The sequence below is a fragment of the Agrobacterium vitis genome, assembly GCF_013426735.1.
Classification (GTDB): Bacteria; Pseudomonadota; Alphaproteobacteria; order Rhizobiales; family Rhizobiaceae; genus Allorhizobium; species Allorhizobium vitis_D.
The window spans coordinates 242,947-259,072 of record NZ_AP023273.1; the positions used below are offsets into that span (position 1 = coordinate 242,947).

The following is a 16,126-nucleotide window of genomic DNA, read 5'->3' on the forward strand; positions in this document are numbered from 1 at the left end:
CCGCATATTCACATCCTGCTTTGTCCCCCCGGATGAAATGGACAAGAATTTCTCGGTAACGAAGGTGCAAGCGCATCTTCACTCTAAAAAATGCAACCCTCTCGGCAAATCCCGCCCGGTCCAGAATTTGAGCCGGCACGACAGAACAAGATCCATGCGCCAATTATTAAACGACGACCAGGCCGAGCAGCGGGAGAGACGGCGCCTTGAGGCGCTCAGGGCCTATGACGTGCTTGACACGCCGCGCGAGAAGGATTTTGACGATATTGCCGCCCTCGCCTCTCGGATCTGCGCAACACCGATTGCCGTCGTCAACCTGATTGATGACAGAAAACAATTCTTCAAGGCGGAAGTCGGCCTTGGCGTGCGCGAGACACCGTTCGACAGTTCCTTCTGCGCCAAGGCTATCCTGGAAGATGATTTCCTGATGATACCGGATGCCAGCAAGGATAGCCGGTTCAATTGCAATCCACTCGTCACCGGCGAACCCCATCTGCGGTTTTACGCAGGAGCCGTCCTGAAAACCGCCGATAATTTGCCCATCGGCACCGTCTGCGTACTGGGTTTTGAACCCAAGCAACTGGATGAACTTCAGCAGGACACGTTGAAGGTTCTGGCCCGACAGGTGATGGTGCAGCTGGAATTACGAAAGGCGCTGAAGGAAAAAGCGCGTGAGGCCGAGGTACAGCGCCGGTTGAGCGAGCGCAGGCTGGCGCGCGTCACGGCCATGGAACAACAGGACGAGCGCTCGCGAAGCGCCCAGGCTGCCGGTCGGGTCGGCACGTTCGAATTGGACATCGCCACCAATACCATGACAGTTTCCAGCGAGTTCTGCCGGGTCTTCGGCATTCCGGTACAGACGTCCTATCCGGCTTCGGCGATTGAGGATCTGGTGCATGAGGACGATCGTGGCCTGCGCTCAAATCCGGTCACCCGGCGAGACGGTTCGGCCAGCCCTGACGTGGATTATCGGATCATCCGTGCCGACGATGATGAATTGCGCTGGATTTCGCGGCGGGCGCGCTTCGTTCACAATGAAGCAGGCGAGATCACCCGCATGGTCGGCGTGGTCTTCGACACCACCGATGCCAAACTGAAAGAAGCGAAAAAGGCTGCATTGTTAAAGCTGGGAGACGAACTTCGCGCCGCCAGCACTGTGGAAGAGATCACCCGGAGCGCCGCCGCCATCCTGTCGGACGGCCTCGGTGTTGCCCGCGCAGGCTATGCCGTGGTGGATCGGACAGACAATAGCTTTGCAGTTGCCTTCGACTGGACATCCCAGGGCACTGTCTCGCTGGCGGGGCGCCATTCTCTCAAGAGATTTTCAGAAACAGTTGAACGCCTGGGCAAGGGGGAGACATTGTCGATCCCCAATGTCGCCTCAAGCGAATGGCTGACCACTGAAAGGGATGCCTATGCCTCCATCGGGGTTTCGTCGTTCATCAAGGTACCGATCCTCAAAGGCGGAAACCTCGTCGGTATTCTCTTTGCCCATGACGATAAGCCCCGGACATGGAGCCAGGACGAACTGGACTTTACGCGCGGCATTGCCGACAGAACCTATGCAGCCCTTGCCAAGGTTCAGGCAGAGGAAGAACAGGAACTTCTCAACCACGAACTGAGCCATCGGCTGAAAAATACGCTGGCCATGGTCCAGGCCATTGCCGGGCAAACATTGAAGGACGTCTCGGAAAAGGAAGCCGTCAACGCCTTCCTGGCGCGTCTTCATGCCCTGGGCGCCGCCCATGACGTTCTGCTGCGGCAAAACTGGTCAGCGGCAAAAATGCGCGATGTGATCGAGAAGGTGTTGGCATTGCATGCCGACGGCGACCGTATTTGTGTAGACGGCCCCGATCTGGCGCTTGGCCCGAAGGCCGGGCTCTCGCTATCGCTTCTGCTGCATGAACTGGCGACCAATGCCGTCAAATACGGTGCGCTTTCCAACGCTAGCGGCCGCGTTTCCGTCAAATGGTGGATCGCTGACAATGACGCCATTCCAACCCTGTCGATGACATGGACGGAAATCGGCGGGCCGACGGTGAGCGAACCGACCCGCAAGGGCTTCGGCTCGCGCCTGATCCGCATGGGACTGGCCGGAACAGGCAATGCCCATAAGGACTATAGGCCCTCCGGCCTGACGGCCACATTCCATGCACCGCTCACGACAATCCAGGAAACCGGAGACTAGAGTTTGTCTTGTTCAGATGGAACTTGAGAGGCTCTTGCCATCGTTTGTGTTTTCAGCGGAAACGGGAACAAATCCCCAGACATTCCCATCCCCAAAACGATGGCAGCATCCAGTCCTGACATCAACCATGCGGTTCGCCGGGATCATTGGCGCGGATATCGGCCAAGGCCTTGAGAGCGGATGTATTGCCGACATCTGATAGTGTCTGGAAGATCTGGCGCGCCTCACCGACATAACCGAGTTTCTGATAGGCATAGCCCCGCAACAAAAGCAGATCCTGCGGTTCGGGCATCAGGCGCGCGCGCTGGTCGAGCGCAATCAGCGCCTCACGGGCACGGCCAAGCTGGAACGCGCCCACAGCGCGGTCAGCCAGGATCGCCAATTGCAGCTCACGCGCCCGTTCCTTGCCAAGCGGCACGGACGCGGCAGCAGCAGCAGCTTTATCGGTCAACTTCAAGCGCAGCAGCGCCAGGCTCTTGCCATAGGCGGCATCCTGACGAAGCGGCAGGTCGCCGCCGCTGAATGCCCTGTCGAACGCCTCGACTGCCTCCATCGGACGCTTGAGATCCATCAGGCACCAGCCGCGCATCAAAGCCTCTGGCGGCGACAATTGTCCGGCAGGAAGGGTTGATGAGCAGCCAGACCGCCTGGTTCCGGTTTCTTGCTGCAAGACCACCATGGTCGGTCTTGAGCGTGTCTGGCTGACAACCCCGGACGGGGAACTCCCCATCTCGGCACCAGCCGATCGGTCGGCAGACCGCACCGCTTGTTTTTCCGCAAGCCGGTCTCTGGAAGGTCTGGTTTCGCCGACTGCGGCGATCCGGTCGGACTGGCCGGCCCATTTGGCCTTGATCTGCGCCACGCCGGTCTTGTCGCCCAGAGTGTCGAGGGAAAGGGCCAGACCATAGGCCGCAGGTTCATAGGTGGCATCCCAGGACAAAACCAGCCGAAACCAGTCCGCCGCCGTCGACATTTGTTGCAACGCTCTCGCATACCAGCCGAACTGCTCGGCTGCCGCCGCATTGCGGGCTGCAATGACGACAGGCGCCATACGGGACAACACGCCATTGTCGATGACCTTTGGCGGGTCCTGCGACAGCAATGCGGCAACCGCCGAAAGATAGACAGCCCTCGCCTGCTGATCGGTGCCGTAAAAGCGGAACATGGTATTTTCCGCCTCGCCCGGTGTGCCAAGCGCCACCTGCGTCAGGGCCAACCCTTGAGCCGCCGAGGCATTTGGCTCTTTTGCGTAGGAACGGTCAAACCACTCCTTCGCGGTGGCCATGTCGTTGCGGCGGTAATGATACCAGCCGAGCAGCAGGGCATCGCTGGCTTTTCCTTCGCGTTCGGCAGCCTTTTCCAACCGCTCCAGCTCAACGCCCGGCACGGCAATCGCGACATCCTGTCCGGCGCGCGCCACGATCTGGCGGGCAATATCGTCACGAATGCCGTCGAATTCCGGGTGCCCGTCAGCACTGGGCTGTTCGAGCTTCAGGAGGTCTTCAAGCAGAGCGGGCTGCAACAGAGTGCTTGCCTTCTGCATGGATGCCAGTCGCAATTGTGGGGTCCGGCAGGTTTTCAGCACATAGGCATAGACATCGCGGGCGCGTTCCGGCTTGCTCGTCCTGGCGAAAGCCTCGGCAACGCGCCACAAAACATCGACCTCCGTACAGGTCAGCAGTTCCGGCGCCCCCGAGGCCAATGAAATAACACTGTCGTAACGCTTCTCATCGGACGCCTTGACCAGGCTTTGGCGCGCCTCAGCCAGCCTCAGGCTTCCCAGCAATTCCTCCGGCGGCATCCAACCGGGTTCATTCTGCTGGCGCCCGGCAATGGCTTTGCGCACCTCATCATAGCGACCGTCGGCATAGGTCTGCCAGAGAGACTGTACGAAACTATCGACCCCGGTTGTGATGGACATTGGATTTTCCGGCGGCTGCCAGCCGGGATAAAGCATGCGCAGGCGGGAAATCTCAGCCTGCAACCGAACCGTATCTCCACGGGCCGCAAAGTAACGCAGCGCGCTCTCATCAACCGATGGGCGGCTGGCATCAACCGATGGACGACTGTTTTCGCCAGACCCTCCACCTTCGGCAGGCTTTGCCGGCGCAGCAGACTGTGGGCCAGCACCAGGGGCAAGCGGCGAACTGGCTCGGGTGGGCGCTAACTGGTCGGGCGCGCCGGCCTCTGCCAGCAATTGCACCGGCATGGTCCGCGGCGCGGGCAGGCGCTCGGACTTTCCAGACTGAACCTGCTCGCCAGCATCCTCGCCCTCACGGCCATCCTGGCCGGAGACCTGCGAATTTTTCGAAACACTCGCAAGATCCTCATGGCCCGGAAGAACCCCCACGGCACCCACGGCTCCGGCCGCAATCGCTATAAGCGCTATGAGTGATGTACGCATGAGAACTCCGTCCGCATTATCGGCCGAAATGCAAAGCCAATAAGATCTGACTTTTAACTGTTAGGGTAAAGAAATGGTTTATTTTGATCGGATCGGGAGGGAAGTCTTGCACTTTGAAAGGTTTTAAATTTCGTCAGTGCAATTTCTGGCGTAAGACGAGTCTATGATTCTAGACCGACCGATTCTAGCGGGACTGTTGCGGGGCACACTCTGCTCGCCCGCTCTTGTTCTTGTGGCTTTTCTGTCTGCCTGCGCTGGCAATCCGGTGCGGCTGAACGACGAAACGCGGGCGCTCTCTGCAGACCAAGCCATGCTTTTACCACCGCCTGGCGACTTCTCCATCGTCGGCGTCACGCAAAAGCGCTTCAGCAATGCGGTGCAGCAGGAAATTGCCCTGTCGACCAATTCGACGGTTCCGGGACAAAATGTCGTGCAGGTACGGTTTTACGGAACGGAAAATCCCAGTCGCTACGGCGATAACGCCCTCTCCTCGGCCTCATTGACCGACGCCCGGATCAATTCGGAAATGCGCGGCACCTTACCGGGCCTCGCCATGACCCGAGCGCCTTACGTGGTGCAGAATGATTTTGGGCCTTTCGGCTATGCGGTGGGCCGCTCAAGCGGTAACGACCTCTGCCTTTATGCCTGGCAGCAATTGCGCGCCCGGCAGGGCCAGCGTGGCCCCTTTGTCGATGGCGGAACCGTTCAGATTCGTATGCGCCTTTGCGACAAGTTGGCAAGCGAACAGCAGCTTCTGTCGCTGATGTATGGCTTTACCCTTGCCGGCACCGTCGATAGCCCTGGCTGGAACCCTTACGGCGGCCCTCCCCCGCTCGACGCCCGCCTGGGCGGCAGCAGCGCACCGATCTATCCTCCGGCAACGCCCATTCTGCCGGTCCCGGCAGCCTCAGCTGTCACTCAGTCTCAATATCCCACCGAGCGTCGCGCGCCGCGTCCGGCCCAGACAAACGCGGCGATATCACAGTCTGCCGCTCCTGGTTCCCTGACACCTAATCCCCGGCCATTACCAGCGGGTACGCAAAACACGATCGTTCCGTCACCCGGCCAGATCGGTGGCGCTCTCGGTGGCGCTCATGGAGCAATGCCTTCGCCAAACCGATCGGGCGCGACAAGCCCGTCCGCACAGACCGCAAGACCCGGTTCTGTCGTGCCATCGCCCGCATGCATGGGCGCAAACTCGGACCAATCTGGCTCGGCCCAATCTGGGGCAACCCAAGCTGGACAATGCCCATGAGCTGGATGGCGCCCATGAGCTGGATGGCGCCCATGAGCTTGGTGGCCATAAGCGAAAAATCCGCTACATCGCGTTGGCCACAACGCGTCCCCTTTGACCGGGATTTTGAGGATTAGACAATGGTGTTTTTGGTCCGCTTCCTGCTCTGGCTGATCTGCGCGGCGGCGATGCTGGCCCTGACATTTTTGCCCATCGACACCCGGACACAACTGGTGACGACATTCATCATTCTCATCATCGTCTCGGTGATGAGAATGATGCGGATCGAAGGACGCGGACGGATTGTTTTTCTCGCGCTCTCTACTGCTATTGTGCTGCGTTATGTCTATTGGCGCACCAGTAGTACCTTGCCGCCGGTCAACCAGCTTGAAAATTTCATCCCCGGCCTGCTTGTCTATCTGGCCGAGATGTACAGCGTCCTGATGCTGTTTCTCAGCCTGTTCGTGGTGTCCATGCCGCTGCCGCCACGCAAGCCTTTTCGCACGCTTGCCGCTGAAGAACTGCCAATCGTCGACATCTTCGTGCCAAGCTATAATGAAGACGAAGCCTTGCTGGCCAATACGCTGGCTGCGGCCCGCAATCTCGATTATCCGACTGACAAATTCACCGTTTGGCTGCTGGATGACGGTTCGACCGAGCAGAAGCGTCAATCCACCGACCTGCTGGCAGCAAAATTCGCCGAGCAACGTTATCATGCGCTCCAGGCGCTCTGTAGCCAGCTTGGCGTGCGCTATTTGACGCGCGAGCGCAACGAACATGCAAAGGCCGGTAATCTCAACAATGGTCTCGACCATTCCAGCGGAGAACTGATCGCCGTCTTCGACGCAGACCACGCTCCGGCCCGCAGCTTTCTCAAGGAAACCGTCGGCTATTTCGGGGATGACCCGCGTCTCTTTCTGGTCCAGACGCCACATTTCTTCATCAACCCGGACCCGGTAGAGCGAAACCTCAACACGTTCAACAAGATGCCGAGCGAGAACGAAATGTTCTACGGCATCATCCAGCGCGGCCTCGACAAATGGAACGCGGCATTTTTCTGCGGATCAGCCGCCGTGCTGCGCCGCGAGGCGCTACTTGAAACCAAAGGTTTCAGCGGCCTTTCCATCACCGAGGATTGCGAAACCGCGCTTGAGCTGCATTCGCGCGGCTGGAACAGTGTTTTCGTCGATATGCCGCTAATCGCCGGGCTGCAACCGGCCACCTTTGCCAGTTTTATCGGCCAGCGCAGCCGCTGGGCGCAGGGCATGATGCAGATCATGCGGTTCCGTTTTCCACCACTCAAGCGCGGCCTGACCCTGCCACAGCGGCTGTGCTACATGTCATCGACGATGTTCTGGCTGTTTCCCTTTCCCCGGGCGATCTTCCTGATGGCGCCGCTGTTCTACCTGTTTTTCGATCTGCAGATTTTCATGGGCTCGGGCGGCGAATTCATGGCCTATACCCTGTCCTACATGCTCGTGAACCTGATGGTTCAGAACTACCTCTATGGTTCCTTCCGCTGGCCATGGATTTCGGAGCTTTACGAATATGTGCAATCGATCCATCTGCTGCCGGCTATCCTCTCGGTAATGTGGGACCCACGGCGACCGACTTTCAAGGTCACCGCCAAGGATGAAAGCGTGACGGAAAGCCGTCTGTCTGAAATCAGTCGGCCGTTTTTCCTGATTTTCTTTATCCTGCTGCTTGCTTTTGCGGTGACGGTCTACAGGCTCTACAGCGATCCCTACAGGTTTGACGTGACACTGGTGGTCGGTGGCTGGAACCTGGTCAATCTGATCATGGCCGGATGCGCACTGGGCGTCGTCTCGGAGCGGGGAGAGCGACAGTCGTCGCGTCGTGTGCAGGTCAGCCGGCGCTGCGAGTTTTCCGTGGGTGGAAAAACCTATCCGGCAATGATCGATGATGTGTCGGTCAACGGTGCCAGCCTGCAAATTTTTACCCGTGACCGCGAAATCTTCAAGCGGGACACTTTGGCCGCCGTGACGTTTCAACCGCATGGTACAAACCAATGGGCCGAACTGCCTGTCAATATCCGTCATTTTCAGTTTAATGGTGACATCGTCTCAATCGGCTGCCGCTATCTCCCGGAAACCGTGCGCCATCATGAATTCATCGCTGATCTGATCTTTGCCAATGCCCAGCAGTGGAGCCTGTTTCAACAGTCGCGGCGGCGCAATCCTGGCCTTTTAGGAGGAGCCTGGATGTTCCTGCGCCTGTCTCTCACACAGACACTGCGTGGCCTGCATTATCTGCTCCTGCTGCTTTCTTCGAAAGCCAAAAACGACGCAAAGCAGGAGGGCGAACAGTGAAAACAGCTTTTGCCCTGATTTTGATGCTTTTGGCCGGCGCTGGGTCAGCACTTGCCCAGATGGCGCCTTTCGACATGAGCCCCGAAAGCAATACAATGCCGGGCGCGCCGATACCTGGCCTGCCCGCGACCAAGGCACCTGTTCCCGTCCCGACTACGCCTATCCCCGGCATTCCCCTGTCCAACCGCCCGGCACAACAGCAAAGCGAGAGCCTGTCACGCCGTTACCTGCTGACGACGCCGGTTCTCAAACTTCAAGGCGAACTGGCCCGGCAGGCGATGTCGATTTATCTGACACCGGAACAAGCCTCAGCCGATGCAAAGCTGGTGCTGAGTTATAGCAACGCGCTGGTGGTTGCGCCGGAAGCCTCCAACATTCTTATCACCATCAATGACACGCCGGTTCTAAACCTGCCGATCAGAGGCGGCCAATCTGCGCAGCAAAATACGATTTCCGTGCCGCGAGGCGTTCTTGTTCCGGGCTTTAACCGGATCGGTTTTGCCGCGGAGCAACGGCACCGCACTGACTGCACCATCCAATCCACCTATGAATTGTGGACGGAAGTGGATGCATCAAAAACCTATCTGACCTTTGCGGACCCTGACGCCAACGGCATGAAACGTCTCGACGATGTGCGCGCACTTGGTGTCGATGAAAAAGGCCGCAGCCATTTCACCATCGTTTCACCGGATCTCGAACAGCCATCTGCCACTCCCGCTTTGCTCCAGTTGGCCCAAGGCCTGTCACTGCTGAGCGGCGTGGCCAACGGCTCCTTCAGCTTCACGAAAACCATGCCAGCACGACCGGCACCCGGGGAGCTTGTGGTCGTGGCGGCCACCACATCGCAAATAGCGGGCCTGATCGGCATCAACAATACCGTAAACACAGACGCCAGAAAGCTCAACGGCACGATGGCCGGCTTCATGGCGCTTCCGGGCCGGCCAGGATTGTCGGTCCTCGCCTTCAGCGGCCCGGATTGGCGCGACATCAAGGCGATTGCCGATAACTTTGTCCAGTTTGCGCAAGACGGCGAGCGGCGGATGTTGAAAACCTCGGCCTGGCGCGGTGTCGATACACCTATTCTGGACAAGGCCGGGGCGCTGTCCTTTGCCGCACTCGGTCTTCCCGACCAGGAATTTTCAGGTCGCCGCTTTTCCACGGATTTCACGGTGGGCATGCCAGCCGATTTCTACGCCAACCATTATGGGACCGCGACCATATTGCTGGACGCCGCCTATTCGAGCAAGGTCTTGCCGGGTAGCCAGATCGTGGTGACGGTCAATGGTCATCTGGCGACCACCGTTCCGATCACGTCCAAGGGAGGCGCGGTTCTCCGGCATTATCCGATCCGAGTTACCCTGCGCCATTTTCATCCGGGCGTAAATGTCATCGGGCTGGAAGCCGTGATGATGACCCAGGAGGACAGCGTCTGCGCACCTGGTGAGACAGCGGACAAAACGGCGCGGTTTGCCTTGTTCGGCTCTTCGCAATTCATCATGCCACCGATCGCGCATCTGACTCAGGCCCCCGATCTTGCTGCAACAGCGGGTCTCGGCTTTCCCTTTGCGGCGGCAAAGACCCCGACAATGGTTGTTTTAGGCCGCAATGACGATGTGACACTGGCCGCCGCCGCAACCGTGCTTGGCAAATTTGCCGCATCGGCCCGGCAAACCCTTGCCCTCGAAATGGCGTCATCGCCCCCACGCTTTGCCGGTCGCAATGCGATTTTCATCGGAGCCGCACCGGACCTTCCTCCCCAGGCATTTGCCAATGTGCACCTGAAAGCCAAAGGCGCCGGAGATGGCGATCTCAGCACCGACGTAAAGCTCAAATCCTGGCGCGACAAAATCGATGCCGGCACGGTCATGGAATTTTTTTCCAGCGTCGACACCTGGATGAAAGAAACCTTCGATCTCAATCTGGCGACCGTCAGCCTGTGGCCGAGTGCCGAGGCCGCCTATACATTGCCCCAGGCATCCAGTGCATTTCTGTCCCAATCCGTCGATGCCGACGGTGCCATCCTGACGACATTCAGCGCCCCTGATCGCGCATTGTTACAAACAGGCGCCATTGATATGGCCGATCTTCGCAACTGGGCCGCGATCTCGGGCCGCGTCAGCGTTTACGATGCAAGGAAACAGGAGATCGTCGTCAATGAGCCAACCAGTGTCAGCCTGTTGTCTATGCAGCCCTTGAGCATCAGCAACATGCGATTGGTCGCGGCAAACTGGCTCTCCGGCAATTTCGTGATCTATGCAGGCGGGCTCGTCCTGTGTGCGATCCTGCTGGGACTTGCCACGAATGCGTTGATGGCGCGGCTGGGGCGCGGCCATGGCTCAGACAGGCATTAAACCTTTCGGAAATTCGTTACCCCCTTCTCGCCGCAATATCTTATGCTATCAATTTAACTGTCACTTCAAATCCACTTTTGCTTAAGGAAACAAGGAGGGAACCAGCAAGATTCTCGCAATGTCCTTGACCAGGCCTGTCCGACAGTTCAATGACATTACCGGACTGTAAACTTGCCACCGCTGTTCAACAGAGGTGCAATTCTGGACAGATGTATTGTCTTGCGTCACAAATCCTAGAGCTGCTGTAATTGCTGGTTGTCTGTCGGGCCTGCTGTTTTCTTTCCATAACAGCCATGCCGCCGACACGAGTGCCGATACGGACAGCCGCTGGACAGTCACGCTTGGAGGCGCGGTCGAACTGGCGCCCAGCTATCCCGGTTCCAAGCAATATACGTTCGGCGTCATTCCCTCCTTCGATATACGCAGGTTCGGAGAGCCCGAGGAAAACTCAGCCCCTGATGACAATCTAGATTATACGGTGTTCAGTGGGCATGGGTTTGAAGTGGGGCCGGTCGTTGGCTTTCGTGACAGCCGCTCCTCCAAATCGACCAATCTCGACGGGCTGAAAAACATCGAATTTGATATCGATGCCGGTGTCTTCGTCCAATACTGGATCAAGCCGGATGTCTGGCGTGTCCGCTCGGAAATCCGCCAGGCGCTGTCAAATGGCAGTGGATTGGTGGTCGATATCGGCTCGGACTGGTTTCAGCCGCTTTCGGAAAAATGGTTGCTGTCCGCCGGGCCGAGAGCCACCTTTGGCGACACATCCTACATGAACAAATATTTCGGCGTCTCCACAGCCGAGGCCAGCCGCAATGGCCGCATCAATGCTTTCGATGCGAGCGCCGGGATCAAATCCGTGGGCTTTACCGTCTCGGCTACCTATACGATTTCGCCAGATATGTCGGTGCAACTCTATAATCGCTTCGAGCGGCTGGTGGGCGATGCCGCCGATTCTCCTGTTACCTCTGAGCTCGGGACCAGAAACCAGAACACCATTGGAATTGCCTTCAACAAATCCTTCGATATTTCATTCTGAACGCAGCCTCAGGTCCCAGACTTCGACGCCGTCGCGATGCACCAGGCACCGGTCAGAATTGCCGCCGTGCCGATCAGTGTCAAGAGCGTGACCGGTTCGTCAAACATGAACCAGGCCATCGCCATGATCAGCACATAGCTGACAGCAGACAAGGGAAATGCCTTGCTGAGCGGCAAATCGGCCAGCACCGACATCCAGACGATAAAACAGACGATTTCCGCGACGACTGCGGCAAGAAACCAGTGCGACAGGAAGACATGTTCGAAAAACGCTGATCCATGCGCGGTATCGGCTTGATCTGCGCCAAGCTTCAAAAACATCTGCTGGGCCGTGTTGAGTAACGGCACGGCCAGCCATGACAGGCGAAGCAGTTTCATGCCTCACCCTCACTCATTTGAATTCCGCTCGCTTCATCTGCGGCGAAATAGGGCGCGATTAGGCGCAACAGACGTTGAACGACGGGATTGCGGTGGCGGAAATACATTTCATTCAGCGTTAGCCTGCTGCCCAGCCGTACCTTGTTGGTATAATAGGCCTGACCGCTTTGATAACGCGTCAATCCGTTCTTCAGGCAGTAGCCGATATTCTCAAACCAACTGAGATAATAGAGATTGTAGGGACGACCCGCCTTTTCATCCATGCAGAAAAACTTGTCGATTAGGGTATGATCGTTATGGACCATCAGGTTGGCGGCCAGTAGCTCGTCTCCGACAAAATAGAGAGTGCAGAACGACCGACCGGGCATAGTCCTCAAAATGCCTTCGAAATAGGCCGGCGTCAGCTCCTCGAACTGCCATTCGCTCCGGGTTCGCGTCTCGTTGTAAAGCTGCATGATCCGTGGCAGATGGTCACCGAATTGCGTGTGGTATTCGACCCTGACCTTTTCGCGCGCGCGCAACTTGCGGCGCATGTCCTTGCGCGTCGATGATGAGAGACGAGCAAAATAACTGTCCATATCGTTGAAATCGATGGCAAGCCAGGCAGTCGGCATACCGCCCAGCGGCGCATAGCCATGGCCCTTGATCACGCGGTCAATCCCGGCATCCACCGGCTGAGGAATGTCCTTCAATGCACCCAACACGCATTTGCGTGTCCGGGCGTAATCCTCAAAGCTGGTCAGCATGGCCTGAAACAGCATTTCATAACGGTCCGGCCTGACCGAGGGGTGAAAACCAAGATTGCCGGTCTCTGTACAAGGCGAGCCCAGGCAGGCGAGCGGCAAGGTCAGAAAACTCGGGAAGATGCGGCGCAGCCTGCCGATCATGGCCCGGACGCGGCCCGCCTCAAGCGTGGTGTCCAAAGCATAACGGGTGATGAAGGCCGGCATGGCCGCGACAAGATAACCGCCTTCATAGACCGTGGCGTAACACCATTCGAAACCCGATATCCCAGCGATTTCGACGGTCAGCAGGTAATCATAGGCTTCCGGCTCGCCCGGAAAGCACTGGTCCCAATCGTCGCGATCAATATCGGCAATAGAGGTTGCAATGCGAGTATCCAAACTGCGAGCCACATCAAGCATGACAGGGTTCGGTGTGACATTGATTGGAGCCGTGGATTTCACCGCCATGTTTTCGGGCATGTTACGCTCTGTTCGGTACATAATGAGCCTCGAAAAAATCAGCTGTCAGATCGGCGACGTGTCGATGCTGTCGGTCCATATGGATCATGTGATAGCTGTCCCGTAGCCAATGCAGTTCATGCGGCCCACCAAGATGGGACGAAATATATTGGGCATGGCTTGGGCTGCTGACATCGTCCTCAAGCGAATGAACGATCAGCGTCGGGGTCTGCATAGACGGCAGCCGGGATTTCAGCACCCGCCCGAGCTTGTCCATTTCCACCAATCCCTTACCAGGAAAACTCTCCAGCACGCCGTCACCACTCATGGCGGCAATCTTGTTGCGCAGCCGGTCGTCCTTGATGCCAAGCGAACGGGTTTCGTGAAACCTCAGCCGGTCCAGGAACGGGATCTTCGCCAGCCAGCGGATGTTGTGGGCCATGAAATTGTAATGGCGGGGAATGTCCCAGCCATCGTAATGAAAACAGGGCGAATAGATGGCCGCCGCCCGAAGGGTCAGCGGCTGGCGATCCGCCGCCATCAGCGCCAGCTTTCCACCGGCGCAGATACCAGCGGCAAACGCCGCATCGACCCGTGAGGCCAGAACCTGTCCGGCCTCCTCGACGCTCTCAAGCCAATCCTGCCAGCGCGTCTTGCGCAAAGCCGCTTCGTCCTTTCCATGCCCTGCCAGCAGCGGGGCATAGACTGAATATCCGCGCCGGTGCAATTGCCGGGCGACCAGCCGCATTTCCGCAGGTGCTCCTGTCAGACCGTGAACAAGAAGGATGCCGCTGCCATTGCTTCCTTCCTGAAAAAACGAGAGCGCATCGGTGCTCATCGCACACCCTCGCCTGGCATGGTCTCTTTGGCCAGGTTCTCCTTGGCAATGAAGCCGAGCGCGTGGCAGGTGCTGATCACATGAGTGCCGGCTTTTTCCTGTTCATCCTTGATCCGGTCATGCAGCAGCGGCAATTGCGTCCAGTGCGTTTTGGGCCGGTAATGATGTTCGGCGTGATAGCCGTTGCCGAACCACAGCCAGTTGTAGAAGCTTTTGTAACTGCTGACGCCCCAGGCAATCGGCTCATCCGGATCGCCATGCAGATGCTCGTAGTAACCATTGAGAGACGACAGGCAATTGCCGAGATAATAGAACGGCACGAGGAACAGCGTCGCCTTCCAATCATAGGCCAGGGCCGCCAGCGCGACGACAATGAAGCTGATCAGTTCGATCCGCCCCCACTTGGCTTCAAACGGTCGCTTGGCAGCGATAGCCCGATGGATTTCGCCCAGATCGTCCCGGAAAAAGCTCAGAAACGTGTAGGAAAACACATTTTCCGGCTCGCCGTTCTTGCCGTGCTTGTAAATCGACAGCAAATCAACGGTCTTGCCGCTCTCATCCGGCCGGTCGCTATTGCCGGAATGATGGCGCATATGGACCCAGTGATAATAGGTCTGAGAAAAGCCGATGGTGATCGATTCCAGCAGGCTGAAGGCATAATTCATCCAGCCCGGCTTGAAATAGGGCGTATGGATGAAGTTATGGGAAATGCTATTGATATTCCAGGAAATCGACAGCGCATAAATGCAGGCAAGCACAAAAGAAAGCCAGAGTGGCCGGCTCTCGAACCCGGCAATCAGATAGATGTTGAAGGCCAGATGCAGCAATGCTGCGGCGACAGACACACTATCCCATTTCGAATAGGCAAAAAGTTTCATAGTCCTGTTGCTCCGACACAGACCACACCGGCAGTCACAAGCGCGACCCCGACGGCATGGCGAAGGTTGATGGATTCCTTGAAGATCACCGCACCGGCAATCGTGATAGTGGCATAGCTCATCGCCATGATCGGAAAGGCGACGGACAGCGAGACACTGGCAAGCACCCGGCTCCAGGCAAGGAGTTCGACGAGCCAGAAGCAGATCCCGGCCCAGACGACGGGCCGCAGAACCATCTGTCTGGCATCGCCCACACCCGCCCCTTTTTTGAAGCAGATCTCACGGCCTGTCTCCGTCAGGATACAGAACAGGATCAGCGCCAGCATCGACAGATCGAGGCCTTGTTTCATCACATCTGCTCCCCGAAGATATCCAGCAACGCGAGGTTTGCGGCGCTGTTGATGGTGCAGATCTGCGGGCTGGGACATGTATGGCGGGGTTGATCGATCAGGATCTCGCCCTTTTTCAACATCCGGGTCCAGAGAGTGCCGCTATAATCGGGACGGGAATAATCCCCCGTTACATCGGCGCCGATAATCCGATGGCGCTCACCAATCGCGCTGATGATCGACAGGACATAGGGCATCTGCATTTGCCCCTGGTCCCAATTGGTCACCGCATCGCCCTGAACCAGAACATCCTTGTCCAGAGTGATGTAGACACAGTCGGTCTGAATACTGGCCAGCAGCCGGTCGATGAAATTCATCTCGCCGATCTCGGCGATGGTCTGCCAATAGAGATCACGGGCATGCTGCCTGTAGGATTGCCCGGAACCGTAACTGGCCTTCACCCGGCTAGGCGGATGCATATAGGGATAAAGCTCCAGCCGTCCGCTGGTCAGCAGGTCGAGATTTGCGCCCTTGCGCTCAGGCGTCTCCAGATCATTGCTACAAACGCCGATGGTGATGACTTTATCGACCTGCGGATTGGCAAGGGTGCGATTTACCCAGGAACCACAATGCATGCCGCCATCGAAATGCACCCAGTCGGGATGATTATCGATGTGAATGACGGTCACGCGCTCGCTGCGGCGTTCCAGGGCCTGGTCAATCAGCAGTGATGTGACATGATGAAAATCGCCCGACCCCATGAAGCAGAGGCGCGGTTCGGCAGACCCCTGCCGTCCCGCTTGGCTGATCTTCCGCCACAGCGTATCGAGCGCGGCTTGCCGCCCCCAAAGACGCACAGCCCTGCCGCTTTGCTGTTCTTTGAGTTCATGCGCGCCTGCCATTTTGCAGGTGCGCATGAACTCGGGCTGCAACTCCAGCGCGTCATCGAGATGAAGAAGCAGGAGTTGCACGGC

The 16,126-nt window shown here is 57.8% G+C and carries 12 protein-coding genes; 5 read left to right on the forward strand and 7 right to left on the reverse strand.

Annotation, left to right across the window (positions count from 1 at the left end; translation table 11 throughout):
* Nucleotides 1-154 precede the first annotated feature (154 nt).
* Nucleotides 155-2,188 (forward strand): HWE histidine kinase domain-containing protein, encoded by a 2,034-nt coding sequence (locus tag H1Y61_RS18475; RefSeq protein ID WP_180574987.1) that lies wholly within the window; start codon nt 155-157, stop codon nt 2,186-2,188.
* 121 nt (nt 2,189-2,309) lie between these two features.
* Here H1Y61_RS18475 and H1Y61_RS26725 read toward each other — a convergent pair whose 3' ends face one another.
* Complete coding sequence (locus tag H1Y61_RS26725; protein WP_222192612.1) at nt 2,310-4,592, reverse strand: tetratricopeptide repeat protein; 2,283 nt, start codon at nt 4,590-4,592, stop codon at nt 2,310-2,312.
* Between the two features lie 163 nt (nt 4,593-4,755).
* Between H1Y61_RS26725 and bcsN the strand changes: the two genes are divergently transcribed.
* The 4 genes from bcsN (at nt 4,756) to H1Y61_RS18500 (ending at nt 11,546) form a co-directional block, all read left to right on the forward strand.
* Nucleotides 4,756-5,847, forward strand: coding sequence for a cellulose biosynthesis protein BcsN (bcsN, locus tag H1Y61_RS18485; protein WP_180574988.1), 1,092 nt, complete (start codon nt 4,756-4,758; stop codon nt 5,845-5,847).
* Between the two features lie 119 nt (nt 5,848-5,966).
* On the forward strand, nt 5,967-8,156 hold the full coding sequence (gene bcsA / locus H1Y61_RS18490) for a UDP-forming cellulose synthase catalytic subunit (protein ID WP_174112518.1): 2,190 nt from the start codon (nt 5,967-5,969) through the stop codon (nt 8,154-8,156).
* Nucleotides 8,153-10,507, forward strand: coding sequence for a cellulose biosynthesis cyclic di-GMP-binding regulatory protein BcsB (locus H1Y61_RS18495; RefSeq protein WP_180574989.1), 2,355 nt, complete (start codon nt 8,153-8,155; stop codon nt 10,505-10,507). Before bcsA ends, H1Y61_RS18495 begins: the two co-directional genes overlap by 4 nt.
* A 214-nt stretch (nt 10,508-10,721) precedes the next feature.
* On the forward strand, nt 10,722-11,546 hold the full coding sequence (locus tag H1Y61_RS18500; protein WP_235680935.1) for a MipA/OmpV family protein: 825 nt from the start codon (nt 10,722-10,724) through the stop codon (nt 11,544-11,546).
* An 8-nt stretch (nt 11,547-11,554) separates the two neighbouring features.
* Here H1Y61_RS18500 and H1Y61_RS18505 read toward each other — a convergent pair whose 3' ends face one another.
* The 6 genes from H1Y61_RS18505 to H1Y61_RS18530 form a co-directional block, all read right to left on the reverse strand.
* A complete protein-coding gene (locus H1Y61_RS18505) occupies nt 11,555-11,923 on the reverse strand; it encodes an EamA family transporter (RefSeq protein WP_180574990.1) in 369 nt (122 codons plus the stop codon).
* Nucleotides 11,920-13,068, reverse strand: a complete 1,149-nt coding sequence (locus H1Y61_RS18510) for a GNAT family N-acetyltransferase (protein ID WP_180575203.1) — start codon at nt 13,066-13,068, stop codon at nt 11,920-11,922. The genes H1Y61_RS18505 and H1Y61_RS18510 overlap by 4 nt, the downstream gene beginning before the upstream one ends.
* Nucleotides 13,069-13,129: 61 nt before the next feature.
* Entirely contained in the window at nt 13,130-13,945 is an 816-nt protein-coding gene (locus H1Y61_RS18515; protein ID WP_174112515.1) for an alpha/beta hydrolase, read from the reverse strand.
* On the reverse strand, nt 13,942-14,823 hold the full coding sequence (locus tag H1Y61_RS18520; protein ID WP_180574991.1) for a fatty acid desaturase family protein: 882 nt from the start codon (nt 14,821-14,823) through the stop codon (nt 13,942-13,944). The genes H1Y61_RS18515 and H1Y61_RS18520 overlap by 4 nt, the downstream gene beginning before the upstream one ends.
* Nucleotides 14,820-15,173: a DMT family transporter gene (locus H1Y61_RS18525; protein ID WP_174112513.1), complete on the reverse strand. Its 354-nt coding sequence runs from the start codon at nt 15,171-15,173 to the stop codon at nt 14,820-14,822. The genes H1Y61_RS18520 and H1Y61_RS18525 overlap by 4 nt, the downstream gene beginning before the upstream one ends.
* Entirely contained in the window at nt 15,173-16,123 is a 951-nt protein-coding gene (locus tag H1Y61_RS18530) for an arginase family protein (protein ID WP_180574992.1), read from the reverse strand. Before H1Y61_RS18530 ends, H1Y61_RS18525 begins: the two co-directional genes overlap by 1 nt.
* Between the last annotated feature and the right edge of the window lie 3 nt (nt 16,124-16,126).